At 57.3% G+C, this 24,316-nt stretch carries 23 protein-coding genes and 1 pseudogene; 17 read left to right on the forward strand and 7 right to left on the reverse strand.

Going from position 1 to position 24,316, the window contains the following annotated elements:
• Nucleotides 1-127 precede the first annotated feature (127 nt).
• Nucleotides 128-481: a hypothetical protein gene (locus tag V7066_RS27065; RefSeq protein ID WP_334186028.1), complete on the reverse strand. Its 354-nt coding sequence runs from the start codon at nucleotides 479-481 to the stop codon at nucleotides 128-130.
• A gap of 659 nt (nucleotides 482-1,140) precedes the next feature.
• Here V7066_RS27065 and V7066_RS27070 point away from each other — a divergent pair.
• The 3 genes from V7066_RS27070 to V7066_RS27080 all read left to right on the forward strand — a co-directional run bounded on the left by V7066_RS27070 (nucleotide 1,141) and on the right by V7066_RS27080 (nucleotide 2,516).
• On the forward strand, nucleotides 1,141-1,737 hold the full coding sequence (locus V7066_RS27070) for a hypothetical protein (RefSeq protein ID WP_334186029.1): 597 nt from the start codon (nucleotides 1,141-1,143) through the stop codon (nucleotides 1,735-1,737).
• Nucleotides 1,737-2,318, forward strand: coding sequence for a GIY-YIG nuclease family protein (locus V7066_RS27075; protein WP_334186030.1), 582 nt, complete (start codon nucleotides 1,737-1,739; stop codon nucleotides 2,316-2,318). The genes V7066_RS27070 and V7066_RS27075 overlap by 1 nt, the downstream gene beginning before the upstream one ends.
• A 75-nt stretch (nucleotides 2,319-2,393) precedes the next feature.
• Nucleotides 2,394-2,516: a hypothetical protein gene (locus tag V7066_RS27080; RefSeq protein WP_334186031.1), complete on the forward strand. Its 123-nt coding sequence runs from the start codon at nucleotides 2,394-2,396 to the stop codon at nucleotides 2,514-2,516.
• A 22-nt stretch (nucleotides 2,517-2,538) separates the two neighbouring features.
• Here V7066_RS27080 and V7066_RS27085 read toward each other — a convergent pair whose 3' ends face one another.
• Nucleotides 2,539-3,498, reverse strand: coding sequence for a hypothetical protein (locus V7066_RS27085; protein ID WP_334186032.1), 960 nt, complete (start codon nucleotides 3,496-3,498; stop codon nucleotides 2,539-2,541).
• Between the two features lie 676 nt (nucleotides 3,499-4,174).
• Between V7066_RS27085 and V7066_RS27090 the strand changes: the two genes are divergently transcribed.
• Entirely contained in the window at nucleotides 4,175-5,935 is a 1,761-nt protein-coding gene (locus tag V7066_RS27090; protein WP_334186033.1) for an SIR2 family protein, read from the forward strand.
• Nucleotides 5,935-7,386: an argonaute/piwi family protein gene (locus V7066_RS27095; protein WP_334186034.1), complete on the forward strand. Its 1,452-nt coding sequence runs from the start codon at nucleotides 5,935-5,937 to the stop codon at nucleotides 7,384-7,386. Before V7066_RS27090 ends, V7066_RS27095 begins: the two co-directional genes overlap by 1 nt.
• 64 nt (nucleotides 7,387-7,450) lie before the next feature.
• On the opposite strand, the gene tnpA is transcribed toward V7066_RS27095, so the two are convergent.
• The 3 genes from tnpA to V7066_RS27110 form a co-directional block, all read right to left on the reverse strand.
• Nucleotides 7,451-7,831, reverse strand: coding sequence for an IS66-like element accessory protein TnpA (gene tnpA, locus V7066_RS27100; RefSeq protein WP_334186035.1), 381 nt, complete (start codon nucleotides 7,829-7,831; stop codon nucleotides 7,451-7,453).
• A gap of 113 nt (nucleotides 7,832-7,944) precedes the next feature.
• Entirely contained in the window at nucleotides 7,945-8,706 is a 762-nt protein-coding gene (locus tag V7066_RS27105; RefSeq protein WP_334186036.1) for a hypothetical protein, read from the reverse strand.
• A gap of 161 nt (nucleotides 8,707-8,867) precedes the next feature.
• The gene (locus V7066_RS27110; RefSeq protein WP_334186037.1) at nucleotides 8,868-9,176 is read right to left on the reverse strand and encodes a helix-turn-helix domain-containing protein; all 309 of its coding nucleotides are present in this window, start codon (nucleotides 9,174-9,176) and stop codon (nucleotides 8,868-8,870) included.
• Nucleotides 9,177-9,234: 58 nt separating this feature from the next.
• On the opposite strand from V7066_RS27110, the gene V7066_RS27115 reads away from it, so the two are divergent.
• The 5 genes from V7066_RS27115 to V7066_RS27135 all read left to right on the forward strand — a co-directional run bounded on the left by V7066_RS27115 (nucleotide 9,235) and on the right by V7066_RS27135 (nucleotide 14,389).
• A complete protein-coding gene (locus V7066_RS27115) occupies nucleotides 9,235-10,044 on the forward strand; it encodes an 8-oxoguanine DNA glycosylase (protein WP_334186038.1) in 810 nt (269 codons plus the stop codon).
• 418 nt (nucleotides 10,045-10,462) lie between these two features.
• Entirely contained in the window at nucleotides 10,463-11,653 is a 1,191-nt protein-coding gene (locus V7066_RS27120) for a PfkB family carbohydrate kinase (protein WP_334186039.1), read from the forward strand.
• Complete coding sequence (locus V7066_RS27125) at nucleotides 11,650-12,243, forward strand: 7-cyano-7-deazaguanine synthase (RefSeq protein ID WP_334186040.1); 594 nt, start codon at nucleotides 11,650-11,652, stop codon at nucleotides 12,241-12,243. Before V7066_RS27120 ends, V7066_RS27125 begins: the two co-directional genes overlap by 4 nt.
• Nucleotides 12,227-12,919 carry a nitroreductase family protein gene (locus V7066_RS27130; protein ID WP_334186041.1) on the forward strand — a complete coding sequence of 231 codons (693 nt, stop codon included), beginning with the start codon at nucleotides 12,227-12,229 and terminating at the stop codon, nucleotides 12,917-12,919. Before V7066_RS27125 ends, V7066_RS27130 begins: the two co-directional genes overlap by 17 nt.
• Before the next feature lie 168 nt (nucleotides 12,920-13,087).
• Nucleotides 13,088-14,389 carry a hypothetical protein gene (locus V7066_RS27135; protein WP_334186042.1) on the forward strand — a complete coding sequence of 434 codons (1,302 nt, stop codon included), beginning with the start codon at nucleotides 13,088-13,090 and terminating at the stop codon, nucleotides 14,387-14,389.
• A gap of 34 nt (nucleotides 14,390-14,423) precedes the next feature.
• Here the strand turns inward: V7066_RS27135 and V7066_RS27140 are convergent, their stop codons facing one another.
• Entirely contained in the window at nucleotides 14,424-15,614 is a 1,191-nt protein-coding gene (locus tag V7066_RS27140; protein ID WP_334186043.1) for a hypothetical protein, read from the reverse strand.
• A gap of 179 nt (nucleotides 15,615-15,793) precedes the next feature.
• Between V7066_RS27140 and V7066_RS27145 the strand changes: the two genes are divergently transcribed.
• From V7066_RS27145 to V7066_RS27170, 6 genes are all read left to right on the forward strand, one after another.
• Nucleotides 15,794-16,651 (forward strand): hypothetical protein, encoded by an 858-nt coding sequence (locus tag V7066_RS27145; RefSeq protein ID WP_334186044.1) that lies wholly within the window; start codon nucleotides 15,794-15,796, stop codon nucleotides 16,649-16,651.
• Nucleotides 16,652-16,797: 146 nt separating this feature from the next.
• Complete coding sequence (locus V7066_RS27150; protein ID WP_334186045.1) at nucleotides 16,798-17,151, forward strand: hypothetical protein; 354 nt, start codon at nucleotides 16,798-16,800, stop codon at nucleotides 17,149-17,151.
• Between the two features lie 132 nt (nucleotides 17,152-17,283).
• On the forward strand, nucleotides 17,284-17,706 hold the full coding sequence (locus tag V7066_RS27155; protein ID WP_334186046.1) for a hypothetical protein: 423 nt from the start codon (nucleotides 17,284-17,286) through the stop codon (nucleotides 17,704-17,706).
• A gap of 97 nt (nucleotides 17,707-17,803) precedes the next feature.
• Nucleotides 17,804-20,014 carry a transposase family protein gene (locus V7066_RS27160; protein WP_334186047.1) on the forward strand — a complete coding sequence of 737 codons (2,211 nt, stop codon included), beginning with the start codon at nucleotides 17,804-17,806 and terminating at the stop codon, nucleotides 20,012-20,014.
• A gap of 23 nt (nucleotides 20,015-20,037) precedes the next feature.
• On the forward strand, nucleotides 20,038-20,955 hold the full coding sequence (locus V7066_RS27165) for a TniB family NTP-binding protein (protein ID WP_334186048.1): 918 nt from the start codon (nucleotides 20,038-20,040) through the stop codon (nucleotides 20,953-20,955).
• Between the two features lie 12 nt (nucleotides 20,956-20,967).
• Nucleotides 20,968-22,830, forward strand: coding sequence for a hypothetical protein (locus tag V7066_RS27170; RefSeq protein WP_334186049.1), 1,863 nt, complete (start codon nucleotides 20,968-20,970; stop codon nucleotides 22,828-22,830).
• A gap of 19 nt (nucleotides 22,831-22,849) precedes the next feature.
• Here V7066_RS27170 and V7066_RS27175 read toward each other — a convergent pair whose 3' ends face one another.
• On the reverse strand, nucleotides 22,850-23,413 hold the full coding sequence (locus tag V7066_RS27175; protein ID WP_334186050.1) for a hypothetical protein: 564 nt from the start codon (nucleotides 23,411-23,413) through the stop codon (nucleotides 22,850-22,852).
• 461 nt (nucleotides 23,414-23,874) lie between these two features.
• Between V7066_RS27175 and V7066_RS27180 the strand changes: the two are divergent.
• Nucleotides 23,875-24,316, forward strand: a pseudogene (locus V7066_RS27180) (IS4-like element ISAs18 family transposase); the annotation flags it as partial.

Below are 24,316 nucleotides of genomic sequence, written 5' to 3' on the forward strand. Positions count from 1 at the left end.
GCGGTAGCGCATTAGAGCGAATGACCGCTGGCAGAGTCTCGGATCTGTTCGTCGTACGCCGCTACCTCGATGCAGAACTCAATCCAGGCTTCTAACGTCGGACGGTGAGGCGATCGCCTGCCTCTCTTCAGCCCTCCTCACGCTGGCGTGCATTCCATGCCACAATTTCGTCAATTGTCCGAAATCGCGGTGCCTTGAAGGCGTCTTTCAGGTTTGCCGAGCTTGAGAACTCCCGAACTAAGGTGAGCAAAAGCTCGGCTGAAGCCTCACCACAGCTTTCGAAGCGCTCAATTTCCAGCCACTCATGATCTACACGAGCGACAACGTCAGTTTCAGCAAGGCCCTGCGCTTTCCGCAGCGCCAGAAAACGCTGACCGAGTTCCGCCGATGTCGGCACCGGCTCTTCAGGTTGAAGCTTTTTAAGGTTCCATTTTGGGCGTCCTGGCTTCGCATTTTTGAATGGATCGTAGCTGTCAGTCATGATCGCCGTTTTGATAATTCACGTTATCGGCTCCGGTAAATGGCTCAAGCGCAGACGCAAGGCGCGCATTTTGTGCCAGGCTTTGCCTCGACGGCGGTTAAGCTGAGCACACATCAGCACTTATAGGCGTAGGTGGTTCGCGGCAAAATCCTGGGCTAGCAATCAGTGCGCCAACCAAGCTGCTACTTGGGCGCAGCAGATTGTGTATTAAACGATATTATCGTGGTCCGCTTGCGAGGAAATTTCAGTAATGTCCCGTGCGAGTACCAAGGAATTGGCGATTTTCGATGCTCTACGTCATCGCAACTAGGCACCGCCGCTAAACATGGCGGCAATTTGGTTTCCGGCAGATTGCTGAGAAAGTCTCAGAAGTCCATCAAGACAATCGCATCTAATTGGCTAATCGGCATTCGGCTAAGTCGAATGCATGACATGCTTTCCAAGATATCGCGATGTCTGCGTTCAGGCTAATCGCCGTAAAAATGATGCCTGCGCGCTGTGAGGCCTCATGTAACCGTCCACATGGTCTCGAGTGTCGACGGCCGAGCGCTGCCCGAGCGATGGAGACGCGACCAGGACCGGTCGTTCCATCAGCTACCGCGAACGCCTGCTTCTGATATGAAGCTGCCTACGGATCACTCCGATCCTGAGGAGAAACGATGTCGACCAAAGCGGATATCTTCATCATCGAATCCTTGTCGCCCAATGACGAGGGCAACGGGCGGTTCGAAGGGCAGGTGATCAGCCATGTCGCGCGGCTGCACGGCAAGCAGCCGGCTTACCAATATGTGCGCACCCGCGACGCGTTCGAGAAAGCAATTAAGGCATTCCTGCGCTCGGACTTCCGCTATCTGCACATTTCGGCGCATGCCGATCGCGAGGGGCTCGCGACCACCAATCGAGACGAGGTGAGCAACTTTGAGCTTGGCGAGATGCTCGGCAAGCGCTTCGCCGACCGGCGGCTATTTCTGTCGGCATGCAGCATCGTTCACAAGAAAATGGCCGCGGATATCATCCCCGCCACCGGCTGCTATTCGGTAGTCGGCCCGCGCCAGGACATCGGTTTCGCCGAAGCCGCGGTATTCTGGCCGGCGCTCTATCATCTGATGTTTGAGCACGATGCCCGCGCAATGTCGCGCGCGACACTTGCCACGAACCTGAAGAAAGTCGCGATGCTCTTCGACGTCGAGATCGGTTATTATGCGCGGTCGGCAAGCCGAAAGTCCGGCTTCTCCACAGACATATTGAAAGGCTGATGGCGGTCTATTTCATCCACCAGGAAGAGCGCGGTCAGTGGTTGATGAAAATCGGTCGTGCGACTGACATCAGGCGGCGGCTCGGTCAGCTCCAGACCGGCAACCCCAAGCAGCTCGTGCTGGTCGGCTGGATCGAAGCGGCGGACGATGCCCGGACGGAGAAGGCGCTTCACCGCAAATATGCGGGCGCGAACGTCGGCGGCGAGTGGTTCGCCCTCCAGCCTGCCGACATTCTCAGCGACTTGCAGGCCGCAGGGATCGAGGGGTTCGTCGCGAAAAACGCCGATGCATTCGAGATCACCGGGCGCGACAGCGATGCTGTGGCCGAATATCTCGGGGTTTGGATCTGGGCCGATCTTGAGATCGACGAATGCTGTCCCTTTTGCGGGTGCCTGTGCGGCATGGCGTTCCAGGACGCCTCCCAGATGTATCATTGCCTGAGCTGCGACACGCTGACTGACTTCAGCGATCTCTCGCCTGATTTCGACAGTGAGGAAGACTATCTCACCTGGAAAGCGCAGGAAGCTGCACGCAAGGCGCGATTGCCGCCTCCACCGCCACGTCGCCGGTTCGTAACGTGAGCTAACGAAGATCCTGTTTAGGTGAGGGCCCGCCGGTGCGGATCGAGTGGGTAGGAAAAAGGAAACGTTCGCGGAATGGATCTGTCGGGCGCGAACACCGAAGCGATTTTGCGGTTTCACCGCTTTTCGGGCGCGACATTGCTCGACGCCGCCGACACCGATCGGGTCGGGCGAATCTGTACAAGGCTCAACGTGTGAACCCTTGCTCCAGCACTTGAGACTAAGATTCCGCTTTCCATCGCGCGTAGCGGTCTTCCGCACCGTATATCGCCGAGAGTGAAGGCTTTGCTTTCAATCCAGCGATCTTACTCGCAAGGGCAGCCAAGTCTGTGGCGCCCCTTGGCGCCCATCCCGCCCTAATTGCCCATGACTTGATCGCATTCGGATCGAGGAGGTGGCCTTTGTTGCGCAGGATGCGGAAAACCTCGTTAGCCGATTGCTTGTCACGCGGATGCCCGATCCCCGTGGACCTGTTCACCATCACGTCCAGGCTCCGCATCGCTTTCTCAATGATCGGATCGGCGATAAGTGAGGTTTCAACCGCCTTCTCCTTGCCGTGAATAATTGGCCCCCAGCGAGTTTCCCAGTCTTTCACGTTGTCAGGAAATTCGGGGACTGCGACCACTCCGGCCACATTGCGAAGGCCGTCGATCTTGTCCATCATCTCCATGTCCGCCCAATAGGCAATCACCACGGTCGTCGGCGGGAGCATCGTCCCGACGGTTCGCAGCGTCTCACATTTGAGCTTTGCGCTGGACGGCATGTTAAGCGCTTCTCCCTTGTCGAGCCGCTTGCTTTGGGCGTCCCCGACGAACCTTGCTAGGTCGGTATGCTTGAGCTGCGCCTTCGTGTGAATGAGCAGGACCACGTTTCGGACCTTGTCACCACCGACCTCGCAAATCTTGTCCGCATAGGTCACCGCCAGATCCCAGGCGGTCGGATCATGGCTGTCCACGGGAATGACTACGCGATGAATCTTCGACATGCTGACCCTTCTGTCGCTCCAATCTGCAGCGTCGAGTTCTGCTGCCCGGCGCTGATCACTCTCGCTGAAAACGCTAGCGGCGATCAGCAGAGGTAGCTCCTCATGCCTCGCGAACGCAGAAAGAACAATCTGGCTTTTCTCCCGCCGGCAGCCCCATGTAAAGATATGAGGAAGGCCGCCTTTTAGAACAGTCATGAGTTTCGCAGCGCAGATCCTCCGGGATCCGGACATTCGCTTGCAGATGCCTAGCGGCGGGCGGGTGGATGAGATGTGAGTGAGCGGGCGTTTGAGCCGTACTGGGCCTAGCTCGTCCGTCTAACGATGTCGGGCGCTACGGATCGCGAATGTCGAGTGTGATCGGAAGCCGCTGCTCGGCCGCAAAGGCCCATATCTACGCGCTCGAGGCTGAGGCAGCTTGCGGCCAGCGTGAGCAGTTCAGCAATTCGAGTGCGAACGGCGGATCGTGCAGTAAGGGCCATCCTGTCGATCTGCGACGATGGTAGAACTAGCGCCGCTGCAGAAGTCGCCTCTCAGCGCGCGGATACGTCATGTCAATAAAATGCATACACCTCCTGCATGCAGAGATTGAGCGTCTTGATAAATGCTCGCGCAGCGGCGGACCGATAAACTGTTCACGTATGGGGCAACGGACAACAAGATTGTGCAAATCAAGGGCACAGTCTTTACAGGGCGCGGAAGCAGTCAAATACTCTAGCCTGGCGATTTCCATTTTAGGATCAAGACTATCAGCCTGGTTCCAACGATGTCTGCGGCGCAGTTTGCAACTGCGTTCGACCTTCGACCAAATCTCGTGTCGTGGTTTCTGGGCGCTGGTGCTTCCGCTGCCTCTGGGATTCCGACTGGCTACGCCATGATACGAGATTTCAAGGCCACAATTTTCTGCCGTGAAATGAATATGTCGAAGCGCGAGATTGATACTGCCGATGCGGTATGGATCGAGAGGATTGATTCATTCTTTCGTCAGTCATCTATTTTGCCGCCAGATGGCGATCCTTTAGAGTATGCCAAATCGTTTGAAGCCGTGCACCCTCAAGCCCGGCACCGGCGGCAGTACATCGACGATGCAATCTCAAAGGGTACTCCTTGCTTCGGTCAAAAGGTCCTAGGGAGTCTGATTGCAGCTGGGAAATCGGATTGCATCTTCACCACGAACTTTGATCCATTGATTGAAGAAGCCGCTGGCCTGGCAAATACGAGGCTGGCCGTCTCGGACCAGAACCGGCCGACCGTAGCGGCGATCGATTCCGCAGAGCGGGCATTGCGCTGTTTGAATGAATCCGATTGGCCCTTGGTTGCAAAGCTGCATGGTGATTATCAATCAGTCGCAATCAAGAATACGGGTTCAGAGTTGGAGGAACAAGACGCTCGAATGCGGCATGTTCTGGTAGAAGCCGCACAACGCTTCGGGATGATTTTTGTCGGCTATAGTGGCCGTGATGAATCGATCATGCAGGCTTTGGGTGATGTCTTAGAAAAGCCATCGCCATTTCCGAATGGTCTATATTGGGTTACGTCATCTGCCGATAAACTGCTTCCAGCAGTCAAAATCTTTTTAGAAAAGGCTTCTTTTGCCGGGGTCGATGTTGCGGTTGTAGAGTGTGCTACGTTCGATGAGCTTGCGGCAATTTTGCTCAACACGACTGAGATTCCAAAGCCATTGCAAGAGTGGGTTATGGATGGCCGACAGGCATCTCGCCTTGTCCCAGTTCAGATGCCGAAGGTCGACGCCCGGGCATTTCCGGTCCTGCGGTACTCATCACTTCTCGTGGAGAGTTTGCCCGTGGCTGCTCGACGTTTGAAACTTAGCCAGCCCTCGACGACATCGGTGGTGCGAGAAATGCTAAAGCAGGAGAAAGTCCGCGCGAACGCTGCATGCCTAGGTAGCGAAGTAGCTATTTTCGGGAACGATCGCGAGATCCTAGATGCTTTGGCTCCACTAGGCGCTCGGTTGGATGGCGAAATCCCTTTGGATCCGGTGGCTGACAGTTGGGCTACAGGTCTGTTGTATGATGCCTTAGTCGCGGCATTTACGCGTCGCTTACCCCTGTTTCCACGTTATACGAGGTCGGGCCACTCCATCCTTGTCGCTCCGCCGCGAACACATGATACCCCTGAGCGCGGTCGCAGGGATTCTGAAATTCTAGGAAACCTCAAGCGCGCTTACGGTGGCCCCCTAACCGGCGTGGTTCCCAAACACGGTTATCAGTTTCAAGAAGGAATTTTTCTGAAATTGGATCATGTGGATGGCCGATGGTGGTGCGGCTTTGAACCTTTCACCTTTGTGCGCATACCTAGAGAGGCTGGCGCAAGTAATGCCGTGGATAGACCGACCGACGAATCTAACAATGATTCCATTGGCAAACGGCATGATAGGGGAGGGGATCCGGTCGGCGATTGGCGCCGGGAACGCTGGGCCCGGCGATACAATAAAAGCTGGGCAGCGATCATTGATGCTTGGGCTGAGCTTTTGACAGGGCGTGGCGCCGACGGGATTCGATTAGCCTGTGGGCTGGAGGGTCTGACGGGTATTGATGCGAAGTTTGCCGTTTCGACGTTCACTGGTTGGAGCCGCCCCGGGCACCATCATCCATATTTTGACAGGACCGCTTGATGGCGAGGTCCGGAAAACTAACCAAGCTGGCTCCGTTTAGCCTACTGGAAGAGCCTTACCTCACGTTTTCGCCGTCAAATGCGTCAAACGTCGATATTCATCCCCTTCGCGGGCTTGTGAACCACGGCCCCTACTCGCAAGAGTCGTTTAAAGGGTTCACCTCGCAAGTGCGCATCGCCACAATCGGCCCTCAAAGCGCATTCAAGACACGGGGCGATTTGATGCGGCTTCTGCGCGAGCCACATCGGCCTTCTGACCGGGCAGAGTATGTGCCGCACTATCCAGGATTTGAGCAAATCTTTCGGGTAGCGCTTGGTTCGGCGCCAAGAGAGGCTCACATAAAATGGCCCGAACGATTAGATGATTTGCGGGGAGAGGGTGATCTCCAGGTGCGGCTGTTTAACGCAATGGAGGCTGCACTTCGTAGACTTGCTTTGGTTCGGGACAAGTTTGACGTCGCACTTGTTCATTTCCCAGATAGCTGGAACGCTGCCACCCGCGGGGAATTTTTTGATGCCCATGACGTGCTGAAAGCACTTGGCGCAAAATACAATATACCCACGCAGGTTTTAAACGATCGAGCATTTACGTTTAAGCACAAGGCCTCACTCGCGTGGCGACTGGCCACCGCGCTTTATGTTAAGGCGGCTGGGACGCCGTGGAAGCTGGCGCCGTTGCAAGGAATTCCGGCCGACACTGCTTACATTGGACTTGCTTATGCCCTTCGAGGTGGTCAACGTGACGCGCACTATGTCACTTGCTGCTCGCAAGTTTTCGATATGGACGGGGGCGGAATGCAATTCGTTGCTTTCGAAGCACAGGATCCCGTTGCTGATGTCGTAGAGGCGCGCCGGAATCCCTTTTTGAGCCGAGATGATATGCGAGCCGTCCTAGCGCGAAGCCTATCCCTTTATCAGGGGCGTAATGGGGGCTACTTGCCCAAGCGGATGGTGATCCACAAGACAACAGCATTTAAAGAAAGCGAAATAGAGGGTGCGTTCGACGCATTATCTGGTGTAGCGGAGATCGAATGTATCGAAGTCAGCTCGGCGTCATGCTGGCGTGGTGTCTGGCTTATCGATTCCGGTATTCCTGAACCCAAGAGCAAAGCTTCTGGATATCCAGTTCCGCGAGGAACTATGGTGACGAGGTCAGGAAACTCTGCATTGGTTTGGGTTGCCGGCAACGCACCGGACGTATCCACTAACGGGAACTACTATCAGGGCAAGAAGAGCATTCCGCGGCCATTGCAGCTTATCCGGCATGCTGGACAGGGACCGCTCGAGGTGATCGCCCACGAGGCACTAGCGCTGACGAAAATGGATTGGAACAATGACGCGCTATATGATCCCGTGCCAGTGAGCATCCGATATTCGCAAAGGCTCGCACGTACGATCGCTAACGTTCCTGATCTTCCGCGGAACGTCTACCCCTATCGCCTTTTTATGTGATGCGCCGATATCGCGGACATCTAAGCCTGCTGGCGAAGATAAGCTGTGTCTTACATTCTGATTATCATCGCAGCGCCTTCAACGCTGAGGCCACCAGCGCCGGCGATGCGGAGGCAAAGATGCTGATCCGCTTGCTGCGCGCGAGGTCGATGACGATCGCCGGCTGCCCACCAGCATGCGCGCCCTCGGCATCCTCGGTCATCACGGCCGCGGCGAAATCGGGAGCTGGCAAATCATCGTCCAGCGGCTCAGCCTGCATCTCGCGCAGCTTCCGCCGCCAAGTATAGATCAGCGCTGACGAGATATCGTACCGCCGGCAAACCTCGGCAACGCAAGCGCCGGGAGCGAACGCCTCGTTTAGGATCTCTAGCCGCTCCTCGTCGCTCCAACGGCGGCGCCGCTCCGGCCCGGTAAAAACTGTGATCTGCCATATCGACCGCTCCAAAGCGCACTCTTACGAGCTCACTTAAGACCCGTCCCTCAGCTCATCGACAAGGCGGGACACGCCGGATGGGTACTCGAAAAGCTGGCGGGATCGGAGACCTTTTTGAGTCTCGCTTAGAGGGGTGTTAGGACGTTGTTGCCCCACTTGACAGCACGCTTGAACTCCGCACGCCAGCCTACCACACGAGAAAGTGATGATGGCGGCACTACCGCGGCGGTCCAAAGTGCTCCCTGCATGACCGCATCTGCATGGAATTGGTGATGACCAAGGTCCGAGACGGCGAGCAACGACCATGTCGCCAGTTCTTTGCCGGCTATCGATGGGAGGTCACTGATGACCGACTTTTGCTTCAGGTGACTCGCGATGTAGACGAATGCATTCCATTTCGACGTAGCATAAAATGAGCGCGGCGTTGGGTAGCACCGTTTGGTCCAAGTCCTTGACTTCGGCTGCGGGAGGATACCCGAGGCGCGGATGGACGCAAGATTGGTGGAAAGTGTTGCATGATAAAGTAATTGGGGAGTCTTGACGCGGGCCTGATTGAGCGGCTCGAGTGTCCAGGAAATTTTTGTGGGGGATGAATTGTCCATTGAGACAAACCAGCCAGCGGCTTGAATTGGCCCAGTTAGCCAAGGCGTCGGCATTCCAGCCATGCAATAGAAATTGATCTTAATACAGTCCATATTGATGACTGCGACACTAGGATTAAGGCCATTTCTTTTGATTAACGCCTCTACGCTGAGTGCGACATCATGCGCGGTAGTCATGACTTTACGAAAATCCTTCACGGACTGGAGCCGAACCATCGGAAGAATTGGCCGTATCGTCCCGCCTTCCTGCTTGAACTCCATAATGGCTTGGGCGATCTCGTCCACCCATCGCGGCAAAACTGCAATTATAGCTCATGCTATGGGACCGAGAGCGATTCGTATGTCGGCTCCCGCAGGAAGCCGTCTTTGCCACTGGGCTCGCGAACGAGCGCTTCGTCCGAGGGGCGGGCAAGTCTTTGTGCGTCACGGCGTACCCCTCTCGATATCTACGGACCGGTGGACCCGTCGATCACCTCGCTTGGTAGCCCGGCCAAATGCATAAGTTCGATGCATTGTTGGCGGATCGATACAGCAAGCTGCTTTATGCGCCGGGCGGTCGCCGTCTCCTGCCCAGCGTCGGCCTGAGCGCTGATCCAGATCTGCATTCGTTCCTGCAGCTTCGATGAAAGCTCGGCTTTTCCGTTGATCACCTTGCTGTAGTGGCCCTGCGTCACGCCGAGCGTCAGGCTGATTTCAGCCTGCGAGATCCGTGCAGCAAGCCGGATTCGTTCGATCTCATGGATCACTTCAGCCATTGCGCAAGAATGAAATGCATCATAATATGCATATATGCATTCATCGAAACGCGCGTCAATGCAACAGGTTTTCTCGTATCGCGACGGCGAGTTGGTCGAACTGACGCTTCCTGCCGAAACGACGCGCGTCTTCGGACATCAGCTGCGATGGGGCCGAGCCGAGGAGATCGGCACTCCGGCCTATTGGACAGCCCAGACATGGATGTGGGAAACCGAAGAACCGGACCATTATCGGTTGGGCCGCACCCTGCGCGAGGAAATGCTAGCGTGTCTGCTCGGTGGCTATGGGATACCGGCAGAAGTTGGCTTGGCTGCTTATGATCGTCTTCGGGCTGCTCCGGCAGATGTCTTGGAAGATGAGCATTCCGTGCTCGAGATGCTGACCACCCCACTGGAGGTTAAGGGCCGCTCCGTGCGCTATCGTTTCGCGCGTCAGAAGGCTCGCCATGTTGCGCTATGCGTGGCGGGCTTGGCAGATATAGATACGGACGCAGGTGATCGCGACCTGCGTGATGCGCTGGTCGGCCTATCGGGGATCGGACCCAAGACCGCATCATGGATCGTGCGAAACTGGCGTGATAGCGATGAGGTGTCGATCCTCGATATCCACATCATCCGCGCCTGCCATTCCCTTGGACTTTTCGATGCAGCCTGGCGGGTCGAACGCCACTACGCACAGATGGAAGCGGCCTATCTCGCCTTCGCAAAGGCGGTTGGCGCCCGTGCGTCCGTATTGGATTCTGTCATTTGGATGACCATGCGCCAGCTTCCGCAAGACATTGTTGCCAAGCTAAATGTAAAAGACGCGCGTAATCAGAATAATAGGACGTCGAAGGCGGTCGACATTCGTCAGCCGGTATTGATATAGCTCCGATCGGACGTTGATGTTCGATCGGAGGTCTCGTGTCAGGAAGTGGCGGTTCGCGTGACGATGGGTATTCTGCAACTCCTGCTAGGGTAACTCCAAGCAAGCCAGGCACAGGTTCCGGCGGAGGTGGAGGCGGCGGCGCGCCAGACCCTTGCGATATTGTCGAAACGGCAGCATTGAACAGCCTTCAGCCGGGCGCGGTCGGAACGTTGAAGGTAGGCGACATACTGACGGTCAACCTGAACCGCTCAGGTCCGAATCCCGTCGTGGAAGTCTTGGGACCAAGCGGCCAGAGGGTCGGTGCGCTTACCCATCGCGGGCACGTGCGCATCATTGGGTGCATCGATCAGGGTCGTGCGTATTTGGCTGTGGTGTTGTCCATCCGGGGCGGCGCCGTTGAGGTTCGGATCGAGCCTGCGTGATCTCGGTCGCCGGCGGGCTTTACGTTGAGCGGTGCATTGAGCCGCGGTGGGATGATGCCTATGGCTCCGGCGGGAGAGCTGCTGCTGCCTTGAGCGGCGCCGTTCCGGGCATCAAACTTCACACCTATCGCAACACCAGCCTCGCTGATGCAGAAGCCAGTTTGAAATCGGCTTACGGCATCCTCGTCGATGGACCAATGGCGGATCGAGAGATCGCCTTCGACTACTTCCACTCACTGGCCACGCCCAAGATCACGCCGAGACCGGACGCGATTCTACGCCATCCGGCCTTCGAGGTCAGCGACGATGTGGTGCTGCGCTTCGGTATGCTGGAAGGCGACGCGAAGGTGTCCGCCAAGGTTGCGGTCTACGATCCGCAGTCAGCGTTTGACCCGCGTCCGTTTTCAGAGAATGGATCACGCGCAGATAAGCTTGCTGTTATCCTGAACCGCCAGGAGGCGCGCCAGTTCTCCGGCATGGCTGACCCTCGTGAGGGTGCCGCCGCTTTGCTCGAGCGGGACGAAGCGGACGTCGTAGTTCTCAAAATGGGCGGCCATGGCGCGCTTGTCGCCACGCGCGATGGCCATTGGCAGGTGCCTGCCTACCGCAGCGAGACCGTGTTTAAGATTGGCTCGGGTGATGTCTTTTCTGCGGCTTTCACGCAGTTCTGGGCTCTAGAGCAGCGCTCTCCTGCGGACGCAGCTGACTTGGCTTCGCGTGCGACAAGCCATTATGTGAACACGCATGGACTGCCCATCCCGTCAGCAGACGCCCTGATGGAGATGGCGGCAGAACGCGTCGTTCCGGGCACAGGCAAGATCTATATCGCCGCACCGTTCTTCAACCTTGCGGAGCGCTGGGTCGTGGAGGAGGTCCGCAATCAGTTGCTCGCAATGAACGTTTCGGTCTTTTCTCCGCTCCACGATGTCGGCGAAGGGCCTGGCGAAGTTGTTGCTCCCTTGGATCTGCAAGGGCTCGACGAATGCCAGGCCGTACTGGCTATCCTCAACGGCGCGGACGCAGGTACGATCTTTGAGATCGGCTATGCGGTCGCCCGAGGTATTCCGGTTGTGGGCTTGGCGCAGAACATGCGACCGGAGGATGTGAAGATGCCTGCGGGCAGCGGATGTCGGATCGTCGGTGACCTGGTGTCCGCAATCTACCACGCTGTATGGGCCCTGCGGTGAGAGCGGTACTGCTCTCGGGCGGTGTGGATTCGATTGCGCTGACATATTGGCAGCGGCCTGATTATGCGATCACCATCGACTATGGTCAGCGTGCCGCTGAGACCGAGCTCGCCGCCGCTGCCCACGTCGCCGGTTTGCTTTGTGTCAGGCACGAGATCATCCGCGTTGATTGCAGTTCGTTGGGATCCGGCGACATGGCCTCTCAGCCAGCATCAATCCATGCACCAGTTCCGGAATGGTGGCCGTTTCGAAATCAATTACTGTTGACGCTGGCTGGCATGCGAGCGACGGCGATCGGCGTCGACGAGCTAATGCTTGGATCAGTGGCCTCGGACGGGTCTCACGCCGATGGAAGGCCAGAGTTCTACGCGCAGGTCGATTCTCTCATGGCAATGCAGGAAGGCGCGATACGTGTGACGGCGCCGGCGGTCGGCATGTCGACGGTCGAGCTGGTTCAGCATTCCGGTGCACCCCGCGAAATCATTGGCTGGGCGCATTCGTGCCATACGGGGCCATTGGCGTGCGGCGGCTGTCGTGGGTGCGTTAAGCACTACGAGGTTATGAGAGACCTGTATGGCGAGCCATACTGATCTAGAGCCGGCACCCCGTTTTGACGGGAATCCCAGCCGGCGCTCAATCGAGCCGGGACCAGTTCAACTTCTTCCCCGCGACGTGCGGACGCCAGATATCGGCTTCTTCGAAGTTTTGGGATCCCGACGGTCCGGCGTCGGCGGTTCGCTGGGGATCGAAGATCTCTCTGCCCTCTTGTGGCATTCGACCGCATTACGCAGCCGGACGCAGGGGCGGTTTGGTCTGCCGGCCGAGAGCAGGAACTCGCCATCGGGGGGCGGGCTTCACCCCATCAAGTTGCTCGTCCTGCCCCTGGAGGATGGCATTGCCGGTCTCTATGATGACCAGCAGCATGGACTGATGCCCGCCGGGTCGGCGGCCGTAGCGGTGAATCGCAAGAGCATCTCCACAATCTTAGGCCATGTCCAAGGAACAACCATCCAGTTTGCAGCTGATCGGGCTCTGCTTGACGCCTGCTACGACAATGCCGGTAGCATCCTATGGCGAGATGCTGGCGCGCTGGTGGCGACGATGTGCTTGGTTGCCACGGCGCTGGGCATCACGGCTTGCCCGATCGGACGGGTTGGCGATGATGTGGTGAACGCGGCGGGCGTCATGGAAGGCTTTGTCGGAGCCGGCGCGGTCCATTTTGGGGGAAGCAGCGATGGACGAGCATCAGCCAGACTATCTGACTAGGGCGCTGGAGAAGCGATCTCATCAGCCTTGGAAGGTCACGTAAGCGAAGCCAGGCAGGACCTCGTACTCGCTCGACGCTTGATCGGCCGCGGCGGAGCGCCGAGCGATCCGTTAAATCGCCTGACGGATTTGATTTTCCGGACTGTGTATGCAGTTACGGAGAAGAAAATGCGCTTTCCCACGCCGATGCTTACGCCGGTAGGCAATGCACATGAAGCAGCACGCAGGGCGGAGATCGTCACACGATACGTAGCCCTCAAGAAACCATCTTTGGTTGACGATAAGGCTTTCGCGGCGGAATTGGGGCTTAGCTGCGATACTCTTTATCGGCTTGCCCAGTCATGGCGAGCTCATCAAAATCCCGCCGCCCTGTTCGGCAGCCGCACCCAGGCTAAGACCCTGAATCGCGAAGCTGCCATCCTCGCAACGGAAAACCCAAGTTTTGTCGGAGTCGATGTCGTCCGTCGTGATCTTATCAAACGCCGAATCGAGGTCATTCGCGATTTCCTTCACATTCCCAAGCCGAAGGTAGCGGACTACGAAAAGTTTGGAGCGGAGTTGAACCTCTCCGCACACGCATTCCGGACCTTGGTCCGCAAATGGCTACTTCATCGTGACCCGGCCACTCTGCCGGGAGCTAGAACCCCGGTGAACCGACCAGGCCGGCGTATCCCGCTCATCGACCCGGCCGTTGAAGACGTGATCTTGGAAACGGTAACGAGATTAGGCGCAGACTTGGCCCCAAGCCAATTAGTCCGAGCCATCGATGAGGCTTGCAAAGTCGCCGGCCTAAAGCCCCTCGTTCGAAGCACTACGTATCGCCGGCTGGTCGAACTACGCGCGGCAAACCAAGACACCTCGCCGCCTATGATTGCTATCGACCACTGTGCTTTGGCGATGGCAGTAGAAGCCCCCGACGGGCCGCAGATACCTGTCGTCAGCGTAGCGATCGCTCGACCGAGCGGGCGCATTCTCGCGTGCTTCCTATCATTGAGCCCGCCGACAGCCGCCACCTCCGCCAAAATGCTGACCGAACTCGTCGGCGCCCAAACCAAGCTCCCCGCGAACGACACAGAAGTTCTGCCTGTGCAGTTTGGAACAGCCAAGAGTGCTGCCTGGAATGAACTTCGAACAGCAGCAAGCACGCATTTGCAGGTTGCGGAAGAGGGACGGCTGCTGAAGCCGGGAAGCATTCTACGGAGAATATGTGGCGTGGCCCTCGGCAACATCCGATACGCCCCTGGCCGAACCACCGCCCCTCGAAAGGGCTTCTTCCAAGGAGTGATTTCAGCAGACCAACCATTGTCATTGCAACAGGCAAAAGCAGCGGTTGATGATGCCGTAGCAATCCACAACAAGGGCCGTGAAATGCCGCGATTCACGATCGTTACAGATCAAAAGCGAACGGAGTTCCTGCACTCGCTTGCCAAAATCATGACCCCTGACCTGGAATTCCAAAAGGCCGCCTAGGCAGGAGGTCGCGGGTATCGAAACTCGTCATTTGCTAAGTTTCGGGTTGAATGGCCTTGGCGAGCGCATCCAGGGAAGAGCCGATCGCCGCCAAGGTTTCGTCAGGAACTTTGGCTGTAGCGATAGATCGCAACGCTGATAGTTTCTGCCTGTTATAGGTTCGGATATCCTTCGCGATGTCCTGAAGGAACACTGGGTTGATCACGGGCAATCGCACCTGTCGGCCGGTGCGATAGCCGAAACCTGGTGCGCGTGTACCGGAGCCCATCCACACGCCGCCAACACGCTCACCCAGCAAATCGATTATACGGTTTCCAAGCCGCCTGCTTAGCTTTTCGTGCAGGTTGATCGAACCGACAGGCCACGACGGTAGCGGGTTGCGACTTTCGTCTGCTGGCTGACGAAGCACGATCTCTTCCACGCAGCTGAATGCGGCGACCCCTCCAGAAAAATCCATGCTCTGCAGACCGCTCTTATCGGCCAAAGCCCCGAAACCTAGGCGCGCGGCTGCCCCGGACGATGCATGTGCAGCGGCATTCCCATAGCCGGCCATGATCTGACTATCTGGCGAGATATCCCAACCCAAGAATAAGCCCGTCCCGTCATCGATCGCAGCGCACACGCGTAAACGCTGCCCCCGCTCATCGACAAGGTCGAGCCCGGCACTGTCGAAAACGACACATTGTCCAAACACACCGGGAGCAGGAAAATTTCGCCGGACTTTGCGGAGCGCTCGCGCGACAGTGCCCGTCGAAGGCATAGGATCGAAGCCGAATCCTTTGAGCTCCTCATAAATCTCTGCTGCATCAAACCTCGGGTTTTGACGGAGCAGATCCTCAATGGTGCTCTCCAATTCATAACGGGCAACTGAAGCCGCAATCACCGCATCGTGGTTGTCATCGGCAATATTAACGCCGAGGCTACGCAAGCTTCGCTGTTCTCGCCACCGTTTCTCTATGCCGTAAAAGGTCTTTTTGGCGACGTCCGCTGCAGCAGCTGCCTGTACCGCCGACATCTTTTTTCCGTCGACACCATTCTTCGCTGAGCCGCGTTCATTAATCGCGCTCAAGCGACGAATTGCTTGCTCCTTACGGTCTGCGGACAGTCGGTCCCAAAGGGTCCTTTCGCCTTCCGGCATCGGTTCCGGCCATAATTCGACGATTTTGGAATCAAGATCCTCAACCTCGAGGCCGGAGCCTTCCTGCTTTTCGTACGCGCGCGTCATGCGCTGACGTTAGCCGAGCTTTAAGGGCGCCGCCACCGCTGAAAAATAAATTGTCCACCTCATCAGACATTGCTTGCCAACCCGAATTTTGCGGCCATATTAAGTCGCAAGAGGTGGAGATCGGAGCCCGGACTGTTCCTCACTCTCCAGTCTGGCGATGTTTATGAGGAATGAATTCGATGGATTTCAGACGTGCAAAACCTACTAAAGCCCTATCAGAGCACATAAGCTTAGCTGCTGGTGGCGAGCGCCGCGTCTCGACGTCGCAGCTTGCAGCGCTTGATCCAAAGCTTGATGCCTACTTCGATGGCTCGATCATGGCTGACCCCGTCCGGGTGCGTAAATTGGTCGAGGAAGCGGATCCGAAGGTCGACAAGCTCATCAAAATGGGCACCATTTTCACGGGCGCCTTGCGAACTTTTGCCGGTAACCTTCCCCACGAGAATGGCTGGCTCAATTCCTTCAAGGCGCACGGCCTGATCCATTGGCAGGGCAAGGCACAGCGATCCCTCGTTATTCGCACTGAGTCAGACTTTAGGTTCGTGCGCTTTGGCACGGAATGCATCCGCGTCGTGACCACCGATGGCATAAACCATTTCGATTACACCGGTGATGTTGTCCTCGTTCTGGAGGACGGAAGCTGGATAGTTGTCGAGGTCAAGCGAGACGAACGCGATCTGCACGATCCCGCATACCGAGCAAAGCTTGCCGCCACCGCGGAGGTTCTGCGTCGCTGCGGAATCGGCTTTGAGATCGTGTTCAGAGACGAGATTTTTGTTGACCGGCATCACCGCAAAAACGCTGAGCTCTTCGCTTCGCGTGCCTTTTGCCACATCGACCCGATTCACATCGATCGCCTCGAAAACCTTGCGATGAAGGGCGGGGTAAACTCCACCTTCGGTGCAGTGGCTGAGGCTCTCGATCCGGCTTCCAACATCACGGGCGAAAATCTCGTGCGGGCGCTCACCGTCCGTCGCCGGATTAAGATGGATATCGCTCGTCCAATCACGAGCGAAACGCCGGTCACCATTTTCTGAAGCGCGATTGGAGATCGCTTATGTACCTGCGACACACATTACCATTACCCCATCGAGGGCCTCATCGCCCCTTTACTCCGGGGACTTCGTACCGATCGACAAAGCCAATCGGCTGCGCTGTACGAGCACCGTACCTGGCAGTCGAAATGGCGGTGTTGGCACCGGTCGTTTATGAGGCGGACGGCCGGCGCTTCGTTCGCCTTCCCGACCTCGGAGGCGCGGTGAACATCGTCGATGCGCACAATGGTCGGCGGCTGCGCGATTTCGCCGGGGTTGCTCTTACTCAGAAGAGTCTTGAGCGCCTGATCGCCGAAAAGCGCATTCGCCGTCGACTGGACGTACGCGGCGGGCAGGCATTTGACGAGGCGCTTGCCTCACGTTTCCAGACTCAAACTCTCATGGGCGAGTTCCAGGCAGTGAAGACTGTCGTTTTGCGCCGCGTGGAACATAAACCGGCGACCCGCCGCTTTGCCGGCAAGCGTGTCAGACGCCTGACCTGAAGGTCTCTGCGGCGATCTCAATGACAATTTAGCGGCGGCCCTTGCCGTCATCAATTCGGGTCCGCTCCCGAACACCGAGGACGCATTCAGCGGCCGGCGGAAGCCGTCGTGCGTCCAAATTTAGAGAAACATATGAATAAGCTGCACACGACGCCTCTTGGCAAAGCCACTCAATCCAGCATGGCGCACGAACCCGTGCGCCATCGCCGACCAGCGAACAGCAAATACGACACACCCTCCCGTATCGCCTGGGCCCACCGTAAGCGATTTGGTCTGATGCGGTCGGGTACCACGCCGGTGTCGAGCCTGGCGAGCGAGAGCTTGAAGTTCATCGAATTCGATAAGCTTGGACCAGCTCACGCCCAAGACGGTGACGCTGTCCAGGTAGCTGCGGCATTAGCCGGTCCAGCGGAGTCGGCATGGCGCCATGCGCTAGCATTTGCTGCTGGAGAGCTCAGCCTGGACGATGCTTATCAGCAGTTCCGCACGGATCTCGTGATTGCCAACGCCTCCGAAGCGACCGTGGACGAGCCTGAAACTCGCTCGGTCGGCTGAACCCTCAATCCGTTTCCGAGACCACGACTGAGCAGAAACCAAGCTGCGCGACGCCGAGGGCGATTGCGGACGCATGCCGATTTTTAAGGAACGACCAATGGCAATGAACAACTTTGACCCAGGCACCATGATCGAGACGGCGTCAGGGCTCTATCGGCCCATGGGCTATCAGATTGGAAGCCACATGTGGATACACATCAGCACCGGCGAGCCGTTTCGCTGCGAGGGACCGGACGGAAACCCGCGCTTACCCACGGATGAGGATTTTAGCCGGCTGCTACGGGACGGCCACGTTAAGTTGGTGAATGCAGTCGCCAAAGACCGCGTTCGGATGATGAACGATCATGCGCAGTGGACAATCAAACAGGCTGAGGCCATCGACGACGAGGTCCAGCGTAAGCTGAAGATCGTCCAAATGTTAGACGATGGCGGTGTGAAAAACGGTGATAAAGCCATCGAGCGCTTCCTTGCAGAAAGCTGGACGCCGGATCTGATCGAGAGTCTGGGGGAGGCCGAAAAGCCCCGCACCATCCGCCGCTGGAGGCGTGAGCGGGGGCATGTCGGTACGCGGCATCCTAAGCAGATGGTCAGTATGCGAGGTCGGGCGCCGCGCAAATCTCGTAGCCCAGAGGTCATGGCTCAGCTTGAGTGGAAGCATGCCCTTGAATATTATGCCTCCTCCGGGACAATCAAGGACGCATATACGAATTATACGGCCGATGTTGCACTTTGCAACGAAGGCAAGCTGCACGGTTTTGAAAAACCAGAGACACCGTTCAAACCCGTGGACTGCCGCACGTTACGACGTCGGATCTACGCGCTCGAAAGCAGCATCACGACCAAAGCTAAATTTGGCGATGAGGCATACGAACAAGACTGGTCCGGTGGCGGTGCACCGCTAGTGGCTGATTTTGCGATGCAATATGTGCAGGTCGATCACACCAAGTTAGATCTTTTCACCGTCGACGACGAAATGCAAATGGTCTTAGGCCGGGCCTGGTTGAGCATTGCGATCGATGTCTACAGCCGCGCCATCGTTGCTTACGTGATTTCCTTCGTGGATCCCTCTCACTGGACAGTTGGCGAGATCCTGCGCCGGATGGTCCTTCCAAAGCGCGTACCCACACATTTCGAGGAAATGTATCCGATTTTGGCGGATCTCCGCGGTAAGCCGATGGAGCTGATCGTCGATAATGCGGTCGAATTCAGAAGCCATTCAATGGAAGCTGCGGCACGAAGTTCCGGCTTTAGCATTCGTTTTTGTCCCGTCGGTATGCCCCGCTACCGCGCCGTGTGCGAGCGTACGATCGCCACGCTAAACCGGCTGATCGCCACCAATCTGCCGGGGCACACTCTCTCGCTGAAGGATGCGCGCCGCCTCAAATACAAAGGTGAAGAGCACGCTTGCGTCATTATGTCTGAGCTTGAGGCAATAGCAAACTGGTGCATAGCCGAATACAATACCCACCCGCATACCGGTCTCAATAATCGCCAGCCCGCGCTCGTCTTTAAAGAAGATGCGGAACGCTATGGGATCAGCAATTTTAACGATCTCGATGCGTTCATGCGGGACACGATGGCGTTTGTCTCCGGGGCTCAGCTTGGTCCTGCTGGCATCAAAGCGTTCGACTGTTTGCGCTATTTCGATATGAGAGAGGTTCGAAATCTCTTGGACGACCTCGTACCTCTCGAAGGACGCCGTCAACGCCGCGACGATGCTACCGCGACGGTCGACTACCGCTATAATCCCAACGACATCAGCGTCATTTGGGTTTTCAATCGAAAGTCTCGCACGTGGGTTTCCCTCAAATGTTCTGAAGAGCGTTACGCCGAGGGTATGCCTTTGGCGTTCCATGAGCAGGTTCGCAATTATGCCAAGCAGTCGGCAAGCGAGTTCAACACTGAGGAACAGCGTCTTGCGACCCGAGCGAAGCTGATCTCGGCGATCAAGGCCATCAATCCGGCCGAATCTGCCCGTGCCCGCAAGACGGTCGCGAAGCTCTATGAGATCCCGAGGTTGCGTCAGATTACTGGTCAGATTGTGCACCTTCACACCGCCCCTTCACACAATGTGACGGTGCTTGACTTCCTGGCCACTGACCGGGCGGAACCCACGGCGCTCGATCTCGAAATCCTGTCGTCCCGAGCGGCTCCTTCCAAGCGCGAAACTCACCAAAACCTCGCAGATCGGCGAAATGCCCGCGCTGGTAGGGCGTCGCCCGTCGCTCAGGAAGCGGCTGCCAAGCAATTAGGGCTCGAGCCGTCCTCCAAGACTGCCGCACCTCGCCGCCGCCGCCTCGGCCAGTGAACCCGGATCGCCAGGAAATTGATATGATTGACTTTGCCAATATGAACTCGTCGCAAATTGCCCAAGCGCTGGGCAAAGCGGGTGCGGCCTTCAACGCCATCCGTATTCCGTTCGCGCCCCAGGACGCCGTGGTGGATAGTCTAGAGATCCTGCAGGCCGCAGCGCGGCACCGGCAGCCGGGTATTGGCTGCGGGGGGGCGATGCTTATCGCGCCATACGGGTCCGGAAAAACTGTCGCCGTCCAGACATTTAGAGATAGGGTTGCGAATGGGGGGGAGCCCGACACCACGCCTGTCCTGTTGGTCGAAACCAGCGAGATCGCGACGGTCGAATCCCTTCCTACCTCGATCCTAGCTGCTCTCGGTGCGCCACAGCCAGCAAGTGGCAGCGAGAAGTCCAGGTGGGCCCGAGCGATAACGATGATGACGCGCAAGAAGGTCGAGGTCGTCGTCTTCGACGAATTCAACCGTGCGAGTCGCCGCCCTACGATGAGCAAACCGATGGCCCGGGCTATCCGCGAACGGATAATGGATGCCGGTGTCGCTGAAGTTGTGTTCTGCGGAAGCGACGAAGCAAAGGTCGTTCTGCGCTCCTGCCCCGACGTCTTGCAGCGCCTCGATGACCATATCGATCTTGAACCACTCGACCCCCTGCTGGAAGACGATCTTTCAATCCTGGCGGACTTTTTAGAAGAATTGGACACCACATTGGTGGCCAAAGGACTGCTGCGTGGCCGATCGTCTCTCGACGATCCGCAGACTGTGGATCGGCTCTGCCGCGCCTCCGGGGGCGCGCTTCGCCTCATCATGAAAACCATACGTGCAGCGATGCTCTCCGCAATCCAGCGCGGCTCAGCGGTCATCGAGGAGCAGGACTTGTTTCACGCCACCGCTCTAATCTGCGTCGGCCCCGGCCACGTCGAAATCAACCCGTTCGCCTGAGAGAGGACGTACGTGAGCAACTTACTACGCAGCCTCCATCAATGGCAGATGGCTCCGGGGCGCCCCTTGGCCCCGGGCGAATCGCTCGACGGCTACTTGTTGGCACGAGCGGCCGAGGAGGGCCTGCCCACCACTATGGTCATCACTAGCCTAGGGGCGGCAAAATATGGTCACATTCGCGAACTGACGCTCGGCGCGGACGGACTTGATGCCGTTGCCAATTGCCTAAGGGTCGAATTGGGCGAACTTCAAAGTCGCACCTATCCTTTGGTGGCGGGCTCGGGGCGACGGTTGTTTTTCGGGGCGGCCATCGCCAGGGAATTGATCGACACGCGTTTTCGGTATTTCTCGCCGCGGGCGCTTGAAGCGTCCGCTTTCCACAGGGCGATCTGGGCAATCAACGGGTTGCCGTTTTGCGACGAGCATTGGGATACGCTGACAAACAGATGCTGGATCTGCGATGCGGTTCAAGGCTGGCATCATGCCCATGGCCTCGACCTCTGCGACAAATGCGTGATGCCGCTGACGGAGGTTACAACGCCGAGCGTTCCTGAGCACCTTCGGGACCGTCTGAGTTTTGTCGCTGGCCTACTTCACCATGATCACCAGCGGCGCGCCTCGAGTCTATCGCGCCTTCCGGGCCCTTTGGCTCATCTTGACGCCGGGACGGCGTACGAATTGCTTGTGGCTGTCGCGGGTGTGGTTGACCCCGAGATCAGGAGCAAAGGTATCCGCCGCATCTTAAACAGGGCAGCTGAACCACTCCGTGTTTGCGAAGCAATGGCCAGGGGTTGGGATCTTCTTGTAGGATGGCCGGCTGCCTTTGAGGATTTCATCGCGGAACGTCTCGGCAAGCGGCACGGCCGCGCTGGTGATGGCAATGGTAATGCCTCTCTAAGCTTCCTCAAATTACCGAAAACCCAGCGCGTTCCAGCGGCCATGTCCAAAGTGATCAGCGAGATGCACGACCGCCTTTCGAAAAAGCCTGCTTTCGCGCTCGACTATGGCCAAGCGCAATCCGCATGTGGGATGATGAGAAACGAGGTCGCTGAGTTGCGCCGGAAAGGCGTGCTCAAGACCGTATTTCACATCGATAATAATGCAGTCATCCCGCTGATCGATCAGAAATCCGTCGAAGCCTTCAGGGCAAGCCAGGTAGAGGACCCGGTTCTTGACCGCGCCGCTTCGCAGTTGGGAATTACCTATCATGCGGTTGAGCAGCTTTGTTGTCTCGGGTTGCTGAGCACCGTTTCAACGGTTGCTCGCGGATCCAAAAGGCGAACTGAGCGAATCGATGGTCGCTCGCTGGCCGCGCTTAACGAAAAGCTTATGGCTTTAGCAGTCCCCAAGGGCGACGGATGGATTTCACTAGCATCGGCTTATAATGGCGTACCGGGGTTTCTGCCTTGGGGGCCAGCCTTCGAAGCCCTTATCAATGGGAATCGGCATTTCAGTCTGATCAACGGCAAGCAACCGCTGGTGGCACGGATCCTAATCCAGCGAGCTGACCAAGCTTGGTTCCGGGCGCTGAAATTCGACCGTAACCGGTATGCCAACTTCGATTTCGCGACGATGATGTCAAAGAAAGATGCGGCTACGATCCTGGGGATTCATAGCCGCCATTCTTCAGAAGCATTAAATAAATGGCCTTCAGAACGCGGTAATCTTCGGACAGTGCCAGTTGCCGACGTTGAGGAAATGTCTCGGCGATTTATGAGTGTCGCCGAAGCTGCGCTATGTCTTCAGGTCTATCCGGCCAAGGTCCCGCAGCTTCTTGCGGCAGCGGGTCTTGAGCGCTCTTTGATTGGATTTAATCGAGCATCTTTTCAGGCATGGCTGAAGAATTCTAATTCATCGACTCGTGGTGGGGCCTAATAGATAAAATTCGCCGCGTTCATGCTGACGCGGGGTCAGGGCGTTTACGCGGAGGAAGAAGCATCTCTGCCGCGGTGACGGCTTCCCACTTGTCGCGCGCCATGTCCCATGGCTGTTTGGTCAGATACCCGACGACGAGAATCCAAGTCGCAAAGTAGCCCAAAACAAAGCCGTTATCGTCCAGCTGGGCATTTATATAGCTTGCGGCAACTCGTCCGACATCCGCCACATACGCGAACAATGCCCCAGTTGCGCAAAGCCAGATCATCAGCGTCCATTTTCCGAAAAAAGACATGAGGGCTTTTTGAAAGCCGCCAAATATCGACGAAGCGGCGATCAGAACGGCTGCCATGAAGCACCACGCAACCTTCACGTGCATCGGTATAACGATACTTTCGGGCGTAGGGGTGCCGCGAGCCGTCGAAGCCTCAATTCCAGCGATCAGAAGTGCTGCAGGCAACCAAACAAAAAAGAAATAGTAGAGCAGCAAGAGAATCGCGGAGTAAGCTGATTTCTCGAACAAAGAAAGATCGCGGGGTTTGCCTGGTACTGCGGCGGTATCTGGAGATCCGGGGCTGGCCATGTATGGAGCGTCCTTTTGCAAATCTTAATTATAGGACGCAGCCCCGCGATCTGCGGGGCAATAGGCGAGACTCAATTCCGGTGAGGGGCTCGTCCCTGATAATGCTCGGTAGACAGAACAATCAGTGGTCTATTTCACCTACCCTGGGAAGAATGCGGCAGGAAGCATGAGCCCACTCATCACCCCGGTGAGGTCATACCTACAACCAATGCCTCGATGTCTTGAATGTCCTCGGCGTCGTCCGACAGAAGATCGTAATGAGCCTGAAGGCTCATCCAAAATTCTGGCGTGGTATTGAAGGCTCGAGCAAGGCGCTTTGCCGTGTCAGCGTTCAGAGAGGCTTTCTGAGCACACAAGCGTTCGATACGTATCCGCGACCTCAGGCATCCCCTCATTTTTGAGATGACGTAGGTCGGGAAAGATGATTCTGCACTTCCGTGTCGAACGGAGAGCAGAGTACGATGAGGGGGAAGTCGGAGTTTTCTGCTGAGGCGGTCCATTCCTTTGTCGACGACCTTTTTGGCGAGGACCTGCACGCGAAGCGGGTGACCTCGCTGGCGAAGGCTACGGTAGGCACGCTGCAGGCGTCGTCGCTGGCGGTGAGCGCGATTGGCCACGGTCTCGCCCTGGCCCAGGGAGGGCTCTCGCGTCACGCGATCAAGCAGGTCGACCGGATGCTATCGAATGACGGGATCGATGTCGACGCGCTGATGGCCGACTGGGCCGGCTATTGCCTCGGTAGCCGCACCGAGATCGTCGTCGCCATGGACTGGACCGACTTCGATGCTTACGGGCACTCGACCCTGATGCTGTCGCTGCTTACCGAGCATGGCCGGGCGACGCCGCTACTGTGGTTGACGGTACGCAAGGCGGAGCTGAAAGAGCGGCGCAATCACTATGAAT

This window comes from Novosphingobium sp., assembly GCF_036820275.1.
Taxonomy (GTDB): Bacteria; Pseudomonadota; Alphaproteobacteria; order Sphingomonadales; family Sphingomonadaceae; genus Novosphingobium.

Coding starts and splice junctions, on each gene's coding strand:
- V7066_RS27145 (WP_334186044.1), top strand. CDS start 15,794: ATGGATTTCAGACGTGCAAAACCTACTAAAGCCCTATCAGAGCACATA.
- V7066_RS27065 (WP_334186028.1), bottom strand. CDS start 481: ATGACTGACAGCTACGATCCATTCAAAAATGCGAAGCCAGGACGCCCA.
- V7066_RS27090 (WP_334186033.1), top strand. CDS start 4,175: ATGATACGAGATTTCAAGGCCACAATTTTCTGCCGTGAAATGAATATG.
- V7066_RS27085 (WP_334186032.1), bottom strand. CDS start 3,498: ATGACTGTTCTAAAAGGCGGCCTTCCTCATATCTTTACATGGGGCTGC.
- V7066_RS27070 (WP_334186029.1), top strand. CDS start 1,141: ATGTCGACCAAAGCGGATATCTTCATCATCGAATCCTTGTCGCCCAAT.
- V7066_RS27150 (WP_334186045.1), top strand. CDS start 16,798: ATGGCGGTGTTGGCACCGGTCGTTTATGAGGCGGACGGCCGGCGCTTC.
- V7066_RS27155 (WP_334186046.1), top strand. CDS start 17,284: ATGAATAAGCTGCACACGACGCCTCTTGGCAAAGCCACTCAATCCAGC.
- V7066_RS27160 (WP_334186047.1), top strand. CDS start 17,804: ATGGCAATGAACAACTTTGACCCAGGCACCATGATCGAGACGGCGTCA.
- V7066_RS27075 (WP_334186030.1), top strand. CDS start 1,737: ATGGCGGTCTATTTCATCCACCAGGAAGAGCGCGGTCAGTGGTTGATG.
- V7066_RS27135 (WP_334186042.1), top strand. CDS start 13,088: ATGCGCTTTCCCACGCCGATGCTTACGCCGGTAGGCAATGCACATGAA.
- V7066_RS27080 (WP_334186031.1), top strand. CDS start 2,394: ATGGATCTGTCGGGCGCGAACACCGAAGCGATTTTGCGGTTTCACCGC.
- V7066_RS27175 (WP_334186050.1), bottom strand. CDS start 23,413: ATGGCCAGCCCCGGATCTCCAGATACCGCCGCAGTACCAGGCAAACCC.
- V7066_RS27165 (WP_334186048.1), top strand. CDS start 20,038: ATGATTGACTTTGCCAATATGAACTCGTCGCAAATTGCCCAAGCGCTG.
- V7066_RS27140 (WP_334186043.1), bottom strand. CDS start 15,614: ATGACGCGCGCGTACGAAAAGCAGGAAGGCTCCGGCCTCGAGGTTGAG.
- V7066_RS27115 (WP_334186038.1), top strand. CDS start 9,235: ATGCAACAGGTTTTCTCGTATCGCGACGGCGAGTTGGTCGAACTGACG.
- V7066_RS27095 (WP_334186034.1), top strand. CDS start 5,935: ATGGCGAGGTCCGGAAAACTAACCAAGCTGGCTCCGTTTAGCCTACTG.
- V7066_RS27130 (WP_334186041.1), top strand. CDS start 12,227: ATGGCGAGCCATACTGATCTAGAGCCGGCACCCCGTTTTGACGGGAAT.
- V7066_RS27110 (WP_334186037.1), bottom strand. CDS start 9,176: ATGGCTGAAGTGATCCATGAGATCGAACGAATCCGGCTTGCTGCACGG.